We start from the raw sequence: 13298 nt of genomic DNA on the forward strand, positions 1-13298 counted from the left end.
CTCCTTTCCCGTTACGGCTTGCTCCCGAATCCCATCTTTAGGAGCCCTTCCTCCAGCGTTATAGTAGGCTGCCATCCCGGCAGAGGCTCTCCCTTGCTCCAGGGAATCATCACTTCCCGCTTCCGGTAAGGCCGCGCTCCCCATTCGATCGGCAGCTTTCTTCCCATCGACTGCGCCACCAGCTCCACCAGCTTCTTGAGCGGAATCGGCTTTCCGGACGAAAGGGCATACGTTTCGCCGCCCTTTGTCAGCCCTCCCAAAAGTCTTGCGGCAGCCAGCCTATATGCCTGTACAACATCATCGATGTAAACCAGGTCGATGAGCTGCTCTCCCCCGGACATCTCTAACGCTCCCCGTCCGCTCGCGGCCTCTTGCAGAAGGGAGAACAATTTTTTGCGCGGATCGCCGGGTCCGTAAGTATCGAACAGCTTTAGCGTAATCACCTTAATCGACGCCGCCTCAACGTAATAGGTCAATATGGAGTCCATCGCTTGCTTCGTTGCCGCGTACAGGCAGACCGGATTAAAGTCGCTGTTTTCATAGTGCTGCCAGGATGTACCCGTATTGATCAGACGAGATACTCCGTATCGCGCCATCGCTTCGGCAAGCTGCGTGCCGAATAGGACATTGGCGCGCAGCATCGGCTCGATATCCCCCGGCCGATGCTCCGCCATAAAGACGGAAGCCAAGTGAAAAACGATTTCCGGCTTCGCCTCCTGAAATATGGCGAACAGCCGGTCTATCGTGCCGTCATAACGATGAATCGTCAAATTACCGGTTAGCTTCTCGAGCAGCCGCGGATTGGAATCGGGCCTTGCGACCGCGTGAACGTCCCAGCCTTCGGAGGCCAGACGCGCTGCCAGACGCGATCCTACGTAACCCGTCGCTCCGGTAACGATCGCTTTAGTCGCTTTCATTCTCTCCGATCAACTCCGCCCATTGGATAGGCAAACGGGCTTGCGAATTCGTCCAAGCCCGGAAAGCCGCGGTCCCGATCCGAGACGACCGGATCCCGTACCGGCCAAGGAATCCCGGCAGAATCCCACCTTATGCCCTTGTCATGCAGGGGGGAATACGACGTCGACACATTGTAGACGAGAAGGGCGTCTTGACTCCGTACGCAGAAGCCATGCGCTAGCCCGGCCGGGATATAGAGCATGTTGCCCTTGTCCGCGCTTAGGTCGAGCATCGCAAACCGCCCGTAAGTAGGGGAACCCGAACGAAGGTCGACGACTGCATCCGTTACATTCCCCGAGACGCAGTACACCAGCTTGACATGCTCCCAAGGCGGTGTTTGAAAATGCAGTCCCCGGATTACATGCCGGTAAGAAAACGAGTAATACTGTTCGGCAAACCGGGTTTCCAGCCCGTTATCGGCAAAAAAATCGTCACGAAACGTTTTGACGAACAGTCCCCGCTCATCCTTGAACCGATCCGGAGCGATTTCATAGCATCCCGTTATAGCCGTTTCATGAATCCGCATCGCCCGTCACCCTCGTTCCCGTTCGTTCATACTCGTTGATTTGTTCGATGCACGACTCGGCCGGATCGCGGCCGCTCGCGTATGCCCGGGTCCATTCCACCACTTTGTCGACCGCCGTCTCGATATGCCATTTCGGGTGCCAATCCAACCGCAAGCCGGCTTTCGAGCAGTCTAGCCTCAGTTGCGAAGCTTCATGCGGATAACTTCCTGTGTCTATCTCGTAGCCGGCTCCATTCCCCCACTTCTCACATAGCCGGGAAACGATCCATTGCACCGGTTTGGCGTCGTCGTGCCCGGGACCGAAATTCCATCCTTCCGCATATTCCGGGCCTTTCTCGTAAAGCTTCTGCGCTAAAGCCATATATCCGCTTGACGGCTCCAGCACATGCTGCCATGGCCGGATCGACCGGGGATTCCGGATTTTGATTTTTTGACCGTTCTGCAAAGAATGCATGCAATCCGGAACCAGCCTGTGAGCGGACCAGTCGCCGCCGCCGATGACATTGCCCGCCCTTGCCGAGGCGATCGCCACACCGTGCTCGCCGTAATCGGACGGTTGAAAAAAGGAGTTTCTGTAGGAGGAGGTAACCAATTCCGAGCAAGCTTTGCTCCCCGAATACGGATCGTGTCCTCCCAAAGCGTCATGCTCCCGGTAGCCCCATATCCATTCTTTATTCTCGTAACATTTATCCGTGGTCACGTTAATGACTGCTTTGATCCGGCGCCCGTTCTTCACGGCCTTCGTGACAGCTTCTAGCAGATTGACCGTCCCCATCACGTTAACTTCGAAGGTACGCCCCGGATTGCGGTATGATTCCCTTACAAGCGGCTGCGCCGCCATATGAATGACAATGTCGGGATCGGACGTATACAGCCTGTTATACAGCACGTGCTTGTTTCGGATATCGGCAATATGCGATTCCACGAACCGGTCCAACCGGGAGCTTGCGTAAAGGCTGGGATTTGTAGGCGGGCGCAGTCCGTATCCGGTTACGCGGGCGCCCAGCAGATGAAGCCACAAGCAAAGCCAACCGCCCTTGAACCCGGTGTGCCCGGTGACAAACACCTTTTTCCCGTTCCAGAACATTCGATCCGCCATCGTCTCTCTCCCCGCTTCCAGGTGGCAAAAAGTGAACTACGGTTTGCGCCAATGTGCTTTTCCGGATTTCCACAGCTCCTCGAGGTATTTTTTATCCCACATCGTGTCCATCGGATGCCAGAAACCGTCATGTTTATACGCAACGAGCTGGCCGTCTTTCGAAAGGTTTTCAAGCGGCTCCTTTTCAAGGATCGAATGGTCGCCTTCTATATAGTCAAAAACCTCCGGCTGACAAACGAAAAATCCGGAGTTGACCCAGCCCCCGTCTCCCTTCGGCTTTTCTTTGAATCTGGATACGAGATTGTCGCCTGTCAAGTCAAGTGCTCCGAATCTTCCGATCGGCTGCGTTGCGGTTACCGTCGCCAATTTGCCGTGCTTCCGGTGGTACGCCGTCAATGCTCCGATATCGATGTCCGAAACGCCGTCTCCGTAGGTCAGCATGAACGGCTCGTTTCCGATATAGTTTCGTATGCGTTTGACCCTTCCGCCGGTCATCGTATCGGTGCCCGTATCGACCAGCGTTACTTTCCACGGCTCGGCAACATGACTGTGAATCGTCATTTGGTTTTGACTGCCGAAATCGAACGTAACATCGGAATTAAATAAATAATAATCCGAGAAATATTGCTTAATCAGGTTTCCTTTATAACCGAGACAAATCACAAAGTCATGAAACCCGTAGTACGAATAAATGTTCATTATGTGCAGAAGAATAGGCCGATCGCCGATCTCGATCATAGGCTTCGGTCTTAAATGGCTTTCTTCGCCTATTCTTGTCCCGTATCCCCCCGCTAAAATGACGACCTTCATCGTCCGCCACCTCTTCCGAACGCCGCATGGAAAACGGCAACGACGTACTCTAACATTTCCCGCGTCAACCCGGGATAGAGCCCGATCCAAAACGTACGGTTCATAATGCGGTCCGAGTTCGTAAGGCTGCCCGATACCTGGTGCCGGATGCCCGAATAGGCCGGTTGACGCAGCAGATTCCCCCCGAATAGAAGACGAGTGCCTATCTTGGCGCCTTCCAGCTTCTCTATCAGCTGATTTCTTCCAAGGGAAGACGAATTCCGCACCGTAATGGGGAAACCGAACCAACTGGGATTGCTGTTCGCGGTCGGTTCGGGCAAAACCAGCACGTCTTGAAGCTCGGACAATCCTTGATAAAGATAAGCGAAATTCTCTCTGCGCCTTTCTATAAAGCCGGGAAGCTTTTTGAGCTGGGCAACGCCGATTGCCGCTTGCATGTCGGTGATTTTCAGATTGTATCCGATATGGCTGTACGTGTATTTATGGTCGTATCCTTCGGGCAGTTCCCCCAGCTTGCATGCGAACCTTCTGCCGCATGTATTATCTTTGCCGGGGTCGCACCAGCAATCGCGTCCCCAATCGCGGAACGATTCCACGATCCTTTTGAGAAGAGGATTCGAGGTAAGCACCGCGCCCCCCTCGCCCATTGTGATATGGTGAGCCGGATAGAAGCTTACCGTGGCCATATCGCCGAAAGTCCCTACTCGCTGTCCGCCATATTCGCTGCCTACTGCGTCGCAAGTATCTTCAATCAACCAGAGTCTATGTTTTTTCGCTACGCGGAGCACTTCGTCCAGTTGAAACGGATTTCCGAGCGTGTGCGCAATCACGATCGCTTTGGTACGGTCGGTCACCGCTTGCTCCAGGAGGGAAACATCGATGTTGTAGGTGGGGATATGAACGTCGACAAATACCGGAATCAACCCGTTCTGGATGATAGGATTGACCGTAGTCGGGAAGCCTGCAGCGACGGTAATAACCTCATCGCCGGGCTGAAGCCGGCGGTCGCCTAGCGAGGGTGACGTCAAGGCGGAAACCGCAAGCAAGTTCGCGCTTGAGCCCGAGTTGGTCAAAATCGCGTACCTTGTACCGATAAACCTGGCGAATTCGCGTTCGAACTGTTCCGAGAAGCGCCCTGTCGTCAGCCAAAAATCAAGCGAAGCATCAACCAGATAATCAAGCTCTTCCTCATCGAACACTTTTCCGCTGACAGGAACCGCATCCTTACCGGGCTCGAATGTTCGCTCAGGCCAGTGCAGCCGATAATAGTTGCGGACTTGTTCCAAAATGTTTTTTCTAACCTGCTCTACCGATTCCGCCATCAAACCGTCCTCCTCCCCCATTCGCTTGATTTCTTCTGAAGCCGGATTTATTAGCGTTTTATTTCCTATACGGTCTTCTCTTGACGAATGCGGGTCTTTTCCAATGCGCCGCCCCACTCGTTTTTTTGACGAAGGTTTTTCTCGGTTCCAATCCGGTTCTGGTCTTGATCACCTTGAACTTTCTAACCGGTTTGGGTGTTATGGACGTTCTGTATGTTCTGGATGCTTTGGGCGTTCTGATCGTTCTGCCTGCTTTGGACGTTCTGAACGTTTTGGGCCGTATTGCCGCTCTGAACGGTTTAGGCGCTTGCGTTTTTTTGAACGTTTTGCGCTGTACCGCCGGGGGAAGGGGCTGCGGGATCGGAATGACTCCCTTATACGGGATTCGCGGCAATCGAATGCCGGACAGGCGCTCTACCAAATAGTTGGCATTGAATGCCTTCTCATCATACTTCTCCAATTCTTTGCTATCTCGGACAAACACATGTCCCGGAGCAAATTCGTCGTAATGGATATGCATGCCTACGGCGCGTTCCTCGGGAGCCAGTCTGGGCTTGCGGTCTTGGAAAATCTTTTTCTCCGCCTGCATCTGCGACCTGAAAGGGTAATGCTTCGTCAAAAATTTATAAGGGCATACCCGCTGGCCTTCGAACCAGGCATTATGGCCGCCGTCCAAAAGTAATACTGGCTTGCCGGTATTTTTCCATATTTTAATTTGATGGAAGTCCGACTCCAGTTTTCCAAAATCGAAATGCTGCAAATTCGCCTCGTGATCCTTATTCTTGTAATCCTCATTGCCTATAGGAAAAAACTCGATGACCGTATGATCGATCGCATTGAAGCCCATCCGATCCACGTAGGCGATCGCCTCGCGCACATTCATTTCCGGCCACGGGGAAACCCTGATTTCGTCGACGTCATGATGAATATACCAGTCGGCATAGATTGTTTTTGACACCTCGGTAACTCTCTCAAGCAATTGATACCAGCTGAAATAAGGGGCCGGCCCCTCGACGGGGGATCTTTCGCAACCGAGAAAATAAGGGTGCGATCGAAACTCCGATAATTTCTCGTACGTGGAATCGGTCGACCAATTATCGATAACATAGACGTGAATACGCTGCTCCAGCAGCCGATTGACCGACTGAGTAATAATATCTTCCTCGTTATACGCCGTGAGAATGGCAGCAACCTTGATATCGTTCAGATTGGCTTTCGTTAACCGGTTATTTCCCATGACGGATAAAATCGTTTTTTTCTCGAGATTGTAATGATTGTTCATCGTGAGGCCTATAAACTCCACTTGAAATTGAAAATGCTGCAGCAATGCTCCCAACTCCGCCAAGTTCCACTCCCGCACATGCCCCGGATTAGCAGGCGGCCCCGCGTGGTCCGGCGAGGCGGACAAATCCCGATCCGGAGTGGACAACAAGCATGCCGGCGAATGATCCGTCATTCTTTTCAAATTCCTTAATAGATGGGAGGGGTCCATCAAATGTTCGATCACGTCGGCGCATATGATGATCGCTTGGCTTACGATTTCATCCGGTAACGGAATGGTTGCCGCTTGTTCCAGATCATGCTCTTGCCAAATGCCGAATGGATAATGCTGTCGGCAAACCTCGAGATTCGGCCCGTAATCGATCCCGATGATTTCAAATCGGGGATACAGTTCGGCCAGCTTTTTCCCGTTCCCGCACCCTATATCGACAATATAGCGGCACCCGAACCGCTCGCCCAAGTATCCGGCCAGCTCATACACATCCGGTTGATAGATAACCCATTTGCCCTCTTCATATTTGTCCTCAAAATATTCGGGTTTGGATCGGGAGGTATAGCCCGGTTTTATGAAAAACCGGCTTGAATCGGAATGCTCGAGCGGTCTATTATCCATCATCCGTTCACCCCATACCATATGACTTGCTCCTATACTATGCATCTTTCGTCAATGGTCGATGAACATTAACCCATATCTTGTTCGATTTGGCGCATACCTATCCGCATACGGCCTTGTCAACGGATACGCGACTATGTAATCAAAAAAATTCCTTTCGAAATAGACGAGTGAAATCTCATCTATTTCGAAAAGGAACGATTTTCTGCAATCCGGCGAAGTATTCTCATTCATGTCAAACGAACGCCGTCAAAAACGTACTTCCATAAATGATCGTTGCAGTTCCAAATGTCATAGCCTTGCATTTCCAGTACGCAAACATTATCCAGTCCCCAATCATGCTCCCTGAGTCCGTGTGCGACCGAGTAGTTTACTAGAAGAATGTTATAATCATGCTTGACCAGACCGGACAGGACGGATTGCAATTCTACGACTTCATGGCAGTGTCCGCCCGCCCGAACGAATAGAATGGATTTGCAGGCTGCCGTCTTATCCAGAAACCGCCCTATGCGCCTGTCCATTTTTATTTTAAAACTCTCGTAAGAGACTAGGTAAGCCGGAGTATTGATGCTTATGGGAAAATCATGATGGGTTTGGATATTGTACGCATGGTCTTTCAACACGTAACTTTTTCCATGCCCGTCTATTCTCTCGATCGTCATGTTGGGCAGCTGCATGAAACCGCTAAAGCGGTTTCTAAGCAATCTATTAACATCGAAAAGCGAGTCGGAAGTAGTCAACCAATCCAACGGACCTGCAAACGGCCTCAAATTGTTTTTCTGGAGCTGAATAGCAGGTGAACAGTTGCAGCCCAGGCTGAAAATCGCATCATAGTTACCCTTTATACCGCTTAAGTCCATTTGCATCACCCGTTCTATCAGAAATGTTCTATTTAATTACATGTATACGATTCGAGTAAGAAGTCGGCTTGGACTTTGTTGCCTTTTTGGCACGGGATAAACCCGCTATTGCCCCTCCCAATCCGTCTAATCAATGTCGTTCTTCTGGACGTATGATAATCGGAAAAACCGCTATCGGCAAAGGAGCGAGAAGAGACATGGCTTTATTCGGTTCAGAGCGGGACAGTCGTATTTATGAAGCAATCAAGGCTTATAACGAACAAGCTATCCTGCAGCCGCAGCTTGTTATCGACGAGGTTATCGCAAGCCTTCGGCAAAACAATGTCGCTTTCACGGGAGAACGTGTCGTCATAAACGATGCCGTCGAAAGTCAATACCGCAACGTGCTCGAAGAACATATCGCAAGATATGCGCTCGCATGCCGGCTGATCAAAGGCATGCAAGTTCTGGATGCGGCTTGCGGCACCGGGTACGGAGCGAAAATGATGGAAGCGGCAGGCGCAGCATATATAACCGGGGTCGATATATCGGAGGAAAGCATTGCGCATGCCCGGAACGACTATGGAGGAGACCGTATTTCCTATCTTGCCGGAGACGTCCGTTCGCTGCCTTTTGCGGCTGCCAGCTTCGACGCGGTCGTATCTTTCGAAACGATCGAACATATCCCCGATGGCTCGGTATGGATCCGGGAAGCGGCCCGAGTCCTTAAGCCGAAAGGACTGTTTATCGTATCCACGCCGAACCGCGGCGTAACGAACGCCGGGTTGTATTATTGCGAACAGCCGATCAATCGGTATCATCATTTTGAATATACGGTCACGGAATTTTCCGGCGAGCTGATGAAGGAATTCGATCTCTTGGAACTGTACGGACAAACCTTCGTGAGCGATACTTTACATGCGGGCGTTCAATTTTTGCGGCAAATCTACCATCGGAACATGCAGTACATGCCCAAAGCTATGACTGCGATCGCAGGTCATAACCTGCTCCCGCTGGGCCATATCAAGAATGCCCAGCCGGCATACGTCGTCGCGGTATGCAGGAAAAAATAAGGATAGGATATACGTTCCGGCATTATGAAAAAGGCAGGCTAAGCGCCTGCCTTTCTCATTTATTCGACCTTACTTCATCCTCCGCAAATAGCCGTTCGGATTGAACGTCATGTGGAATTTATGCTTGCTCGTGTCGATTACGAAATGATCGGTTTGAGACATAAACTTCTGTACCGCTTCCATCGGCCCGGGAAGAAGCTCCGGGAGAACGGGGTGGCCTACGCAAGTATCTTCCACGATCATATAGCTGCCGACCGTCACAAGCTGATTGAAATTTTGCATCTCGCCTAAAACATGCTGCTCCGAATGATCCGAGTCGAGAATGACAAGCACGACCTCTCCGGGCAAGATTAAGCTCTTTACCTGCTGCAGCATTTCCGGCGATGCCGAATCGCCGATCATGTACGTGATACGATGATGCTGCGGGCGCGGCTCATGGGCATGCTTATCGATCGACAGAATACGTCCCTTCATCAGCAGGTCGCACATAGACGCAAGAAAATACGCGCTTCCTCCCCTGTACGTTCCGCATTCGATAATGACATCGGGACGAACTTCAAACAAGATTTCTTGATATAAAAACAAGTCAAGCGGGCATTTCAAGACCGGGTGTCCGAGCCAATGCGTTTGTTGCTGCCAGACCAGGCTGTCAAAATAAAGATGGAAAAACGGATCGATCACGTTTTTCATGATTGCTCCTCCTCAAATGGGTGCTCATAAACTTGCTCACTTACCGATTTATCGGCCTTCCGATCGACAGTTTCCGAAAATTGGCTTCGTCAAGCGAAATGATGCGGTCCGGATGCCATTTGTAGAATGAAAAGGTTGCGTGATCGACAATTTGCCTCAGCTTTTGCCCCTCGGAATAATAGAAGCTTCCGTCAGGAGCCGCGAAGTATCTGTATTCGGGCAGTTCATATTCCTCCAGCGCGTTGCCGACTTGAAGAGCAGGCCAATATCCGTAATACAAGCTTGCAAGATATTCATCGGGAACCGTTACGATCTCCTCAAAGGAAAACTTCAAGCCCGCGAAATCTTCGTAGCTATGAAAAGGAATCAGGCTGCCGTTTTCGATCAAATAGGTACTGGAGTTAGAGCCTTTTGCAACGAACGATTTGGGAAAGTGGGCAGGGAAGCTGCCGCCGGCATTCAGCTGGATGCCTGTCGGAAACATAGCGAGGTCGTCATCCGCTATCGTCACGATTCGGTCAACGTCGTATCGCAGACAGTCGAACGTTGCGCGATCGAAAACCAGTCTTTTTTTTCCCCTTTCCAGAAAGTACACCTCCGGAGCCGAGCCTTTGACCAGTATGCCTCCTGGAATTCTGTTCGCTTTTCCAAGAAGTCTCTCGTTCTTTCTGGCCTCTTCCAGATTCTTTGGCAGAAACATATCATCGAGTACGTAGGCGATGCGGTCGGGATCGAAGCCCCATTTCTTGATGTACGAGATCCGGTTGATTCCGGCGATGCCCTTCATATCGAGGCCTCCGCCTTTGAAGCCGGAGTTTCCCGCATGATAGACGAACGTATCGCCTGCAAGCAGCAACGAGTAGCCGGCCAGCATAGCCCTGTAGCTGTAGTCAGCATCTTCGTACACCCCGAAAATGAACTGTTCGTCCATCAGTCCGATTTGCTCGACGAGCGCTCTTCTGAACATGACGCAGAAACCGCTCAGGCAGGTCACTTCCTGCCATTTGGCCGGGTCATGCCGGTTGAATGCATCGGCAAACCGGTGATACTCCGCTTCGGTTGCGTATCCGGGATTCAGCATCTGTACCGGAATGACCCAGTTCGATCTCGGTCCGACAATTCCGACTTGGGGGCTGCTGAGAAGCGCCGCAAGCAGGTTATCCAACCAACGATGCGATACGACCGTATCGTTGTTGAGCAGTACGATCTGGTCGCCCCGTGCTGCCGACATCCCTTGATTGACTCCTGCGGCGAAGCCTTTGTTCTGTTTGTTTGCAATCAGTCTGATATCGGGCATTTGCCGCAAATTGTCCAGCGTCTCGTCTAGCGATGAGTTATCAACGATGATAAGTTCGTAAGGCTGTTTCGTATAAGTACGGATACTGTTTAGACAAGCGAGCGTTTTTTGCCAGTTGTTGAACGTCAAAATCACGATGCTCGTCAGCATTGAGCCACACTCCTTTCATTATGGACTCCTCATCCGCATGTTCCTATTATCATATTAAAATAACGCTGCATAAGGCACGACGGTTTAACCGCTTCAGATACCCATATCTCTTATGCTTCGTCAAACGCAAACAACCCGCCATGCCGGCGAGTTGCTAAGTGGTTATTTCCGATTAGGTTTCACGAGTCTTTCATTGAGCCATATTTTGCCCGGTCTGCCTTTTCGGATGCGGCTTATGCGGATGCAGGCAATTTTCTCGGCCAATATCTTCTGGTAGCGTGCAAAAGCTCTCATTTGTCTCAGCAACTCCGGGTCGACCCCCGGTACGCCAGATTCCTTCCGTGAACCGCTATCGGCGGTCAATTCTCGGGATTGGCCGACATGTGTCCGATCGCCGTTATCCGCAGCCGACCGGACATCGGCCATCGATTCGATCATGCGTGCCAGCGCCCGCTGACTTCTTGCGAGAGACTGCAAAATATGCAGCTTCGCTTCATTTTGTTTTTGCCATGCGTTCATCAGTCGTCTCCGTTATCATCGAACATGTCGTCGTAGCCCGCCGAGTCGCCTTCGTTACCGCCTAAAACGATTTTCAGGTTTTTGGCGAGCCCTTGCTCCATCTTGGTCAATCCGTCGATCACCTCGATGACCGTATCGTGAATATCAAGCGTCTGCTTGTGAAGATCGTCGGGCGATTTATAGCGGGAAGGCTGCAGGTTACTGCAAATCCAATTTTTCGCTTTTTCCGCCTCGTATGCTTTCGCCTCCAGAATGGCGGCGATATTCGATTGAATTTTGGCCGAAGCCTCCAATATTCTTACATACGATTCGCTCCGTCCGGGCGGAGGATTGCTTTCTCGTCCGTTGTTTCTGCGTTTATTCCCCTTCATTGCTGTTCAATTCCTTCATCACTTGCGTCAAGTTATCGGCCATCGCATCCTCTAGATCCGCCAAGCTGTTTAAGTAAGAAGTAAGGTTCTTCGTTACCGAAAGCGCAAAATCCGTTGTGCCTTCAAACCCTTCGACCGACGGATTTTCGTTCGGTATGGCCGTGATCAGTCTTGCCGCGTGAACGACCGATTGCCGCTTGGCTTCGATAATTCTTGCAAGCTCATGATGGGATTTGGACATATGATGGATGATCGCCGTAATTTGCTGATCCAATCGAACAACCCCCGTCTGTAGGTGTGATGTAGCGGTGAAGCCGTGACGTGTCCTTATCCCCAGCATATGCATGCGATGCCTGTTGTGACTCCGCAGTTGTACGCGTTTGCTGCTCGAAAACCGTTCCCGGTCCGGATATTGGAAGCTCCACCTAAGGTTTTAAGGTTAAAACAACAAAATCGGCGTAACCGCTAAGCCATTGGGAAATTTGCCGACAGAAAGGGTTCCAAACGTATTCGTAGCGGCGTCAATGACAAATATCGTACTTCTGAAAGAGTTTGAAATGTAGACACGCGAACCGTCAGGGTGGATTGCGATTGAAAAAGGTTCGCTTCCGGCAGGAAAAGTCACCGTAACCTCTACCAAATTGATATTCGTGTTAATGACCGATACGGTACCATTGCCGTTATTTGCGACATAAGCGCGTGAACCGTCAGGGGTAATCGCGATTGGTTTGATTCCAAAAGGGAGGCTTCCGGCAGGCAGGTTTACCGTAGCCACAACCGTATTGGTTACCGTGTTAATGACCGATACCGTGTTCAAGAAAAAATTTGGGACATAAGCACGAGTACCGTCCGGGGTAATCGCAACCCCAGTGGGATTGCCTCCGGCAGTTAAAGGCACCGTAGTCACGACCGCATTAGTTGCCGTATCAATCACCAGAACCGTATCGTCGCTAACGGGTACATAAGCGCGCGTTCCATCAGGCGTAATCGCGATTCCATTAGGAGTCTCTGTGGGAGGCATGGGAATAGAAGTTATGACCGTATTGGTTCCCGTATCGAGCACCGTTACCGAGGCAGTGGCACCATTCCCGCAACAAACATAGAGGCGTGAACCGTCCGGCGTGAATGCAAGATCGGTGGGATTCGTATTGCCTGCCGGCACGATTGTAAGAACCGTATTCGTAGCGGTGTCGATAATCGTTATGGAGGCAGAGCCGTTATTGGTAATATAAGCACGCGAACCGTCAGGCGTGATCGCAACGCCGGTACCAGGAGTGAACCCGGTCACGTTGGTCACGACGTTATTCGTCCCCGTGTCCACTACCCATCCGTTTGCCGCATACAAAAACAGAAGCTCTCCGATTTTGGAAAACTCCCCTCTCAGCACATGTTCATTAATGACTTGACCGTCTGCTCCTTTCTCCAAAACCGTAATGGCAATATCGTTGGCCCCCCGCCCGCTGGTGATAACGCGCACGCCGAATACATCCAGGTTTGCATCGACGTTGTCTACGGTAAAGCTGCAATCGGGTTCATTGAACGGATTAAGGGATACCAGCGAAACGGCATAGATCGTTTTGCTCGCAAGCCCGCCGCCCGCCGGGTTGATAAAGTAAGCTTCGGCGCCGGCAAGCGCCGTCTTGCGTCCCGTATTGAAAAGCCGAATGGTCAACTGGGTCGTCCGGGGAAATTGGCGATTATCGATCGGTCCCGTATCGTACACGGCCATTTTCATCTCTCCTTTTTTTATC

Annotated in this window: 13 protein-coding genes and 1 pseudogene; 1 reads left to right on the top strand and 13 read right to left on the bottom strand. The window is 51.2% G+C overall.

Annotated features, from left to right (window positions below):
- Positions 1-11 precede the first annotated feature (11 nt).
- The 7 genes and pseudogenes from ACKGJP_RS26470 to ACKGJP_RS26500 all read right to left on the bottom strand — a co-directional run.
- Entirely contained in the window at positions 12-917 is a 906-nt protein-coding gene (locus ACKGJP_RS26470; protein WP_409341775.1) for an NAD-dependent epimerase/dehydratase family protein, read from the bottom strand.
- Positions 914-1483: a dTDP-4-dehydrorhamnose 3,5-epimerase gene (gene rfbC / locus ACKGJP_RS26475; protein ID WP_409341776.1), complete on the bottom strand. Its 570-nt coding sequence runs from the start codon at positions 1481-1483 to the stop codon at positions 914-916. The genes ACKGJP_RS26470 and rfbC overlap by 4 nt, the downstream gene beginning before the upstream one ends.
- Positions 1470-2582, bottom strand: a complete 1113-nt coding sequence (rfbG, locus tag ACKGJP_RS26480; protein WP_409341777.1) for a CDP-glucose 4,6-dehydratase — start codon at positions 2580-2582, stop codon at positions 1470-1472. Before rfbG ends, rfbC begins: the two co-directional genes overlap by 14 nt.
- A 36-nt stretch (positions 2583-2618) precedes the next feature.
- On the bottom strand, positions 2619-3392 hold the full coding sequence (gene rfbF / locus ACKGJP_RS26485; RefSeq protein ID WP_409341778.1) for a glucose-1-phosphate cytidylyltransferase: 774 nt from the start codon (positions 3390-3392) through the stop codon (positions 2619-2621).
- Entirely contained in the window at positions 3389-4714 is a 1326-nt protein-coding gene (gene rfbH / locus ACKGJP_RS26490; RefSeq protein WP_409341779.1) for a lipopolysaccharide biosynthesis protein RfbH, read from the bottom strand. The genes rfbF and rfbH overlap by 4 nt, the downstream gene beginning before the upstream one ends.
- A 58-nt stretch (positions 4715-4772) precedes the next feature.
- Positions 4773-6629 (bottom strand): methyltransferase domain-containing protein, encoded by a 1857-nt coding sequence (locus ACKGJP_RS26495; RefSeq protein ID WP_409341780.1) that lies wholly within the window; start codon positions 6627-6629, stop codon positions 4773-4775.
- A gap of 356 nt (positions 6630-6985) precedes the next feature.
- Positions 6986-7474 (bottom strand): annotated as a pseudogene (locus ACKGJP_RS26500) (DUF1796 family putative cysteine peptidase); the annotation flags it as partial.
- 191 nt (positions 7475-7665) lie between these two features.
- On the opposite strand from ACKGJP_RS26500, the gene ACKGJP_RS26505 reads away from it, so the two are divergent.
- Positions 7666-8520, top strand: a complete 855-nt coding sequence (locus tag ACKGJP_RS26505; RefSeq protein ID WP_409341781.1) for a class I SAM-dependent methyltransferase — start codon at positions 7666-7668, stop codon at positions 8518-8520.
- A gap of 69 nt (positions 8521-8589) precedes the next feature.
- On the opposite strand, the gene ACKGJP_RS26510 is transcribed toward ACKGJP_RS26505, so the two are convergent.
- The 6 genes from ACKGJP_RS26510 to ACKGJP_RS26535 all read right to left on the bottom strand — a co-directional run bounded on the left by ACKGJP_RS26510 (position 8590) and on the right by ACKGJP_RS26535 (position 13276).
- Entirely contained in the window at positions 8590-9210 is a 621-nt protein-coding gene (locus ACKGJP_RS26510; protein ID WP_409341782.1) for a CmcI family methyltransferase, read from the bottom strand.
- A gap of 40 nt (positions 9211-9250) precedes the next feature.
- Positions 9251-10657 carry a glycosyltransferase family 2 protein gene (locus ACKGJP_RS26515; protein WP_409341783.1) on the bottom strand — a complete coding sequence of 469 codons (1407 nt, stop codon included), beginning with the start codon at positions 10655-10657 and terminating at the stop codon, positions 9251-9253.
- Positions 10658-10819: 162 nt separating this feature from the next.
- Positions 10820-11176: a hypothetical protein gene (locus tag ACKGJP_RS26520; RefSeq protein WP_409341784.1), complete on the bottom strand. Its 357-nt coding sequence runs from the start codon at positions 11174-11176 to the stop codon at positions 10820-10822.
- Positions 11176-11547, bottom strand: coding sequence for a hypothetical protein (locus ACKGJP_RS26525; RefSeq protein ID WP_409341785.1), 372 nt, complete (start codon positions 11545-11547; stop codon positions 11176-11178). Before ACKGJP_RS26525 ends, ACKGJP_RS26520 begins: the two co-directional genes overlap by 1 nt.
- Positions 11534-11821 carry a nucleoside-diphosphate sugar epimerase gene (locus ACKGJP_RS26530; RefSeq protein WP_409341786.1) on the bottom strand — a complete coding sequence of 96 codons (288 nt, stop codon included), beginning with the start codon at positions 11819-11821 and terminating at the stop codon, positions 11534-11536. Before ACKGJP_RS26530 ends, ACKGJP_RS26525 begins: the two co-directional genes overlap by 14 nt.
- A gap of 165 nt (positions 11822-11986) precedes the next feature.
- Positions 11987-13276 carry a beta-propeller fold lactonase family protein gene (locus ACKGJP_RS26535; protein WP_409341787.1) on the bottom strand — a complete coding sequence of 430 codons (1290 nt, stop codon included), beginning with the start codon at positions 13274-13276 and terminating at the stop codon, positions 11987-11989.
- Positions 13277-13298: the final 22 nt, after the last annotated feature.

Origin of the sequence: Paenibacillus litoralis, assembly GCF_046244365.1 — a bacterium.
Classification (GTDB): domain Bacteria; phylum Bacillota; class Bacilli; order Paenibacillales; family NBRC-103111; genus Paenibacillus_V.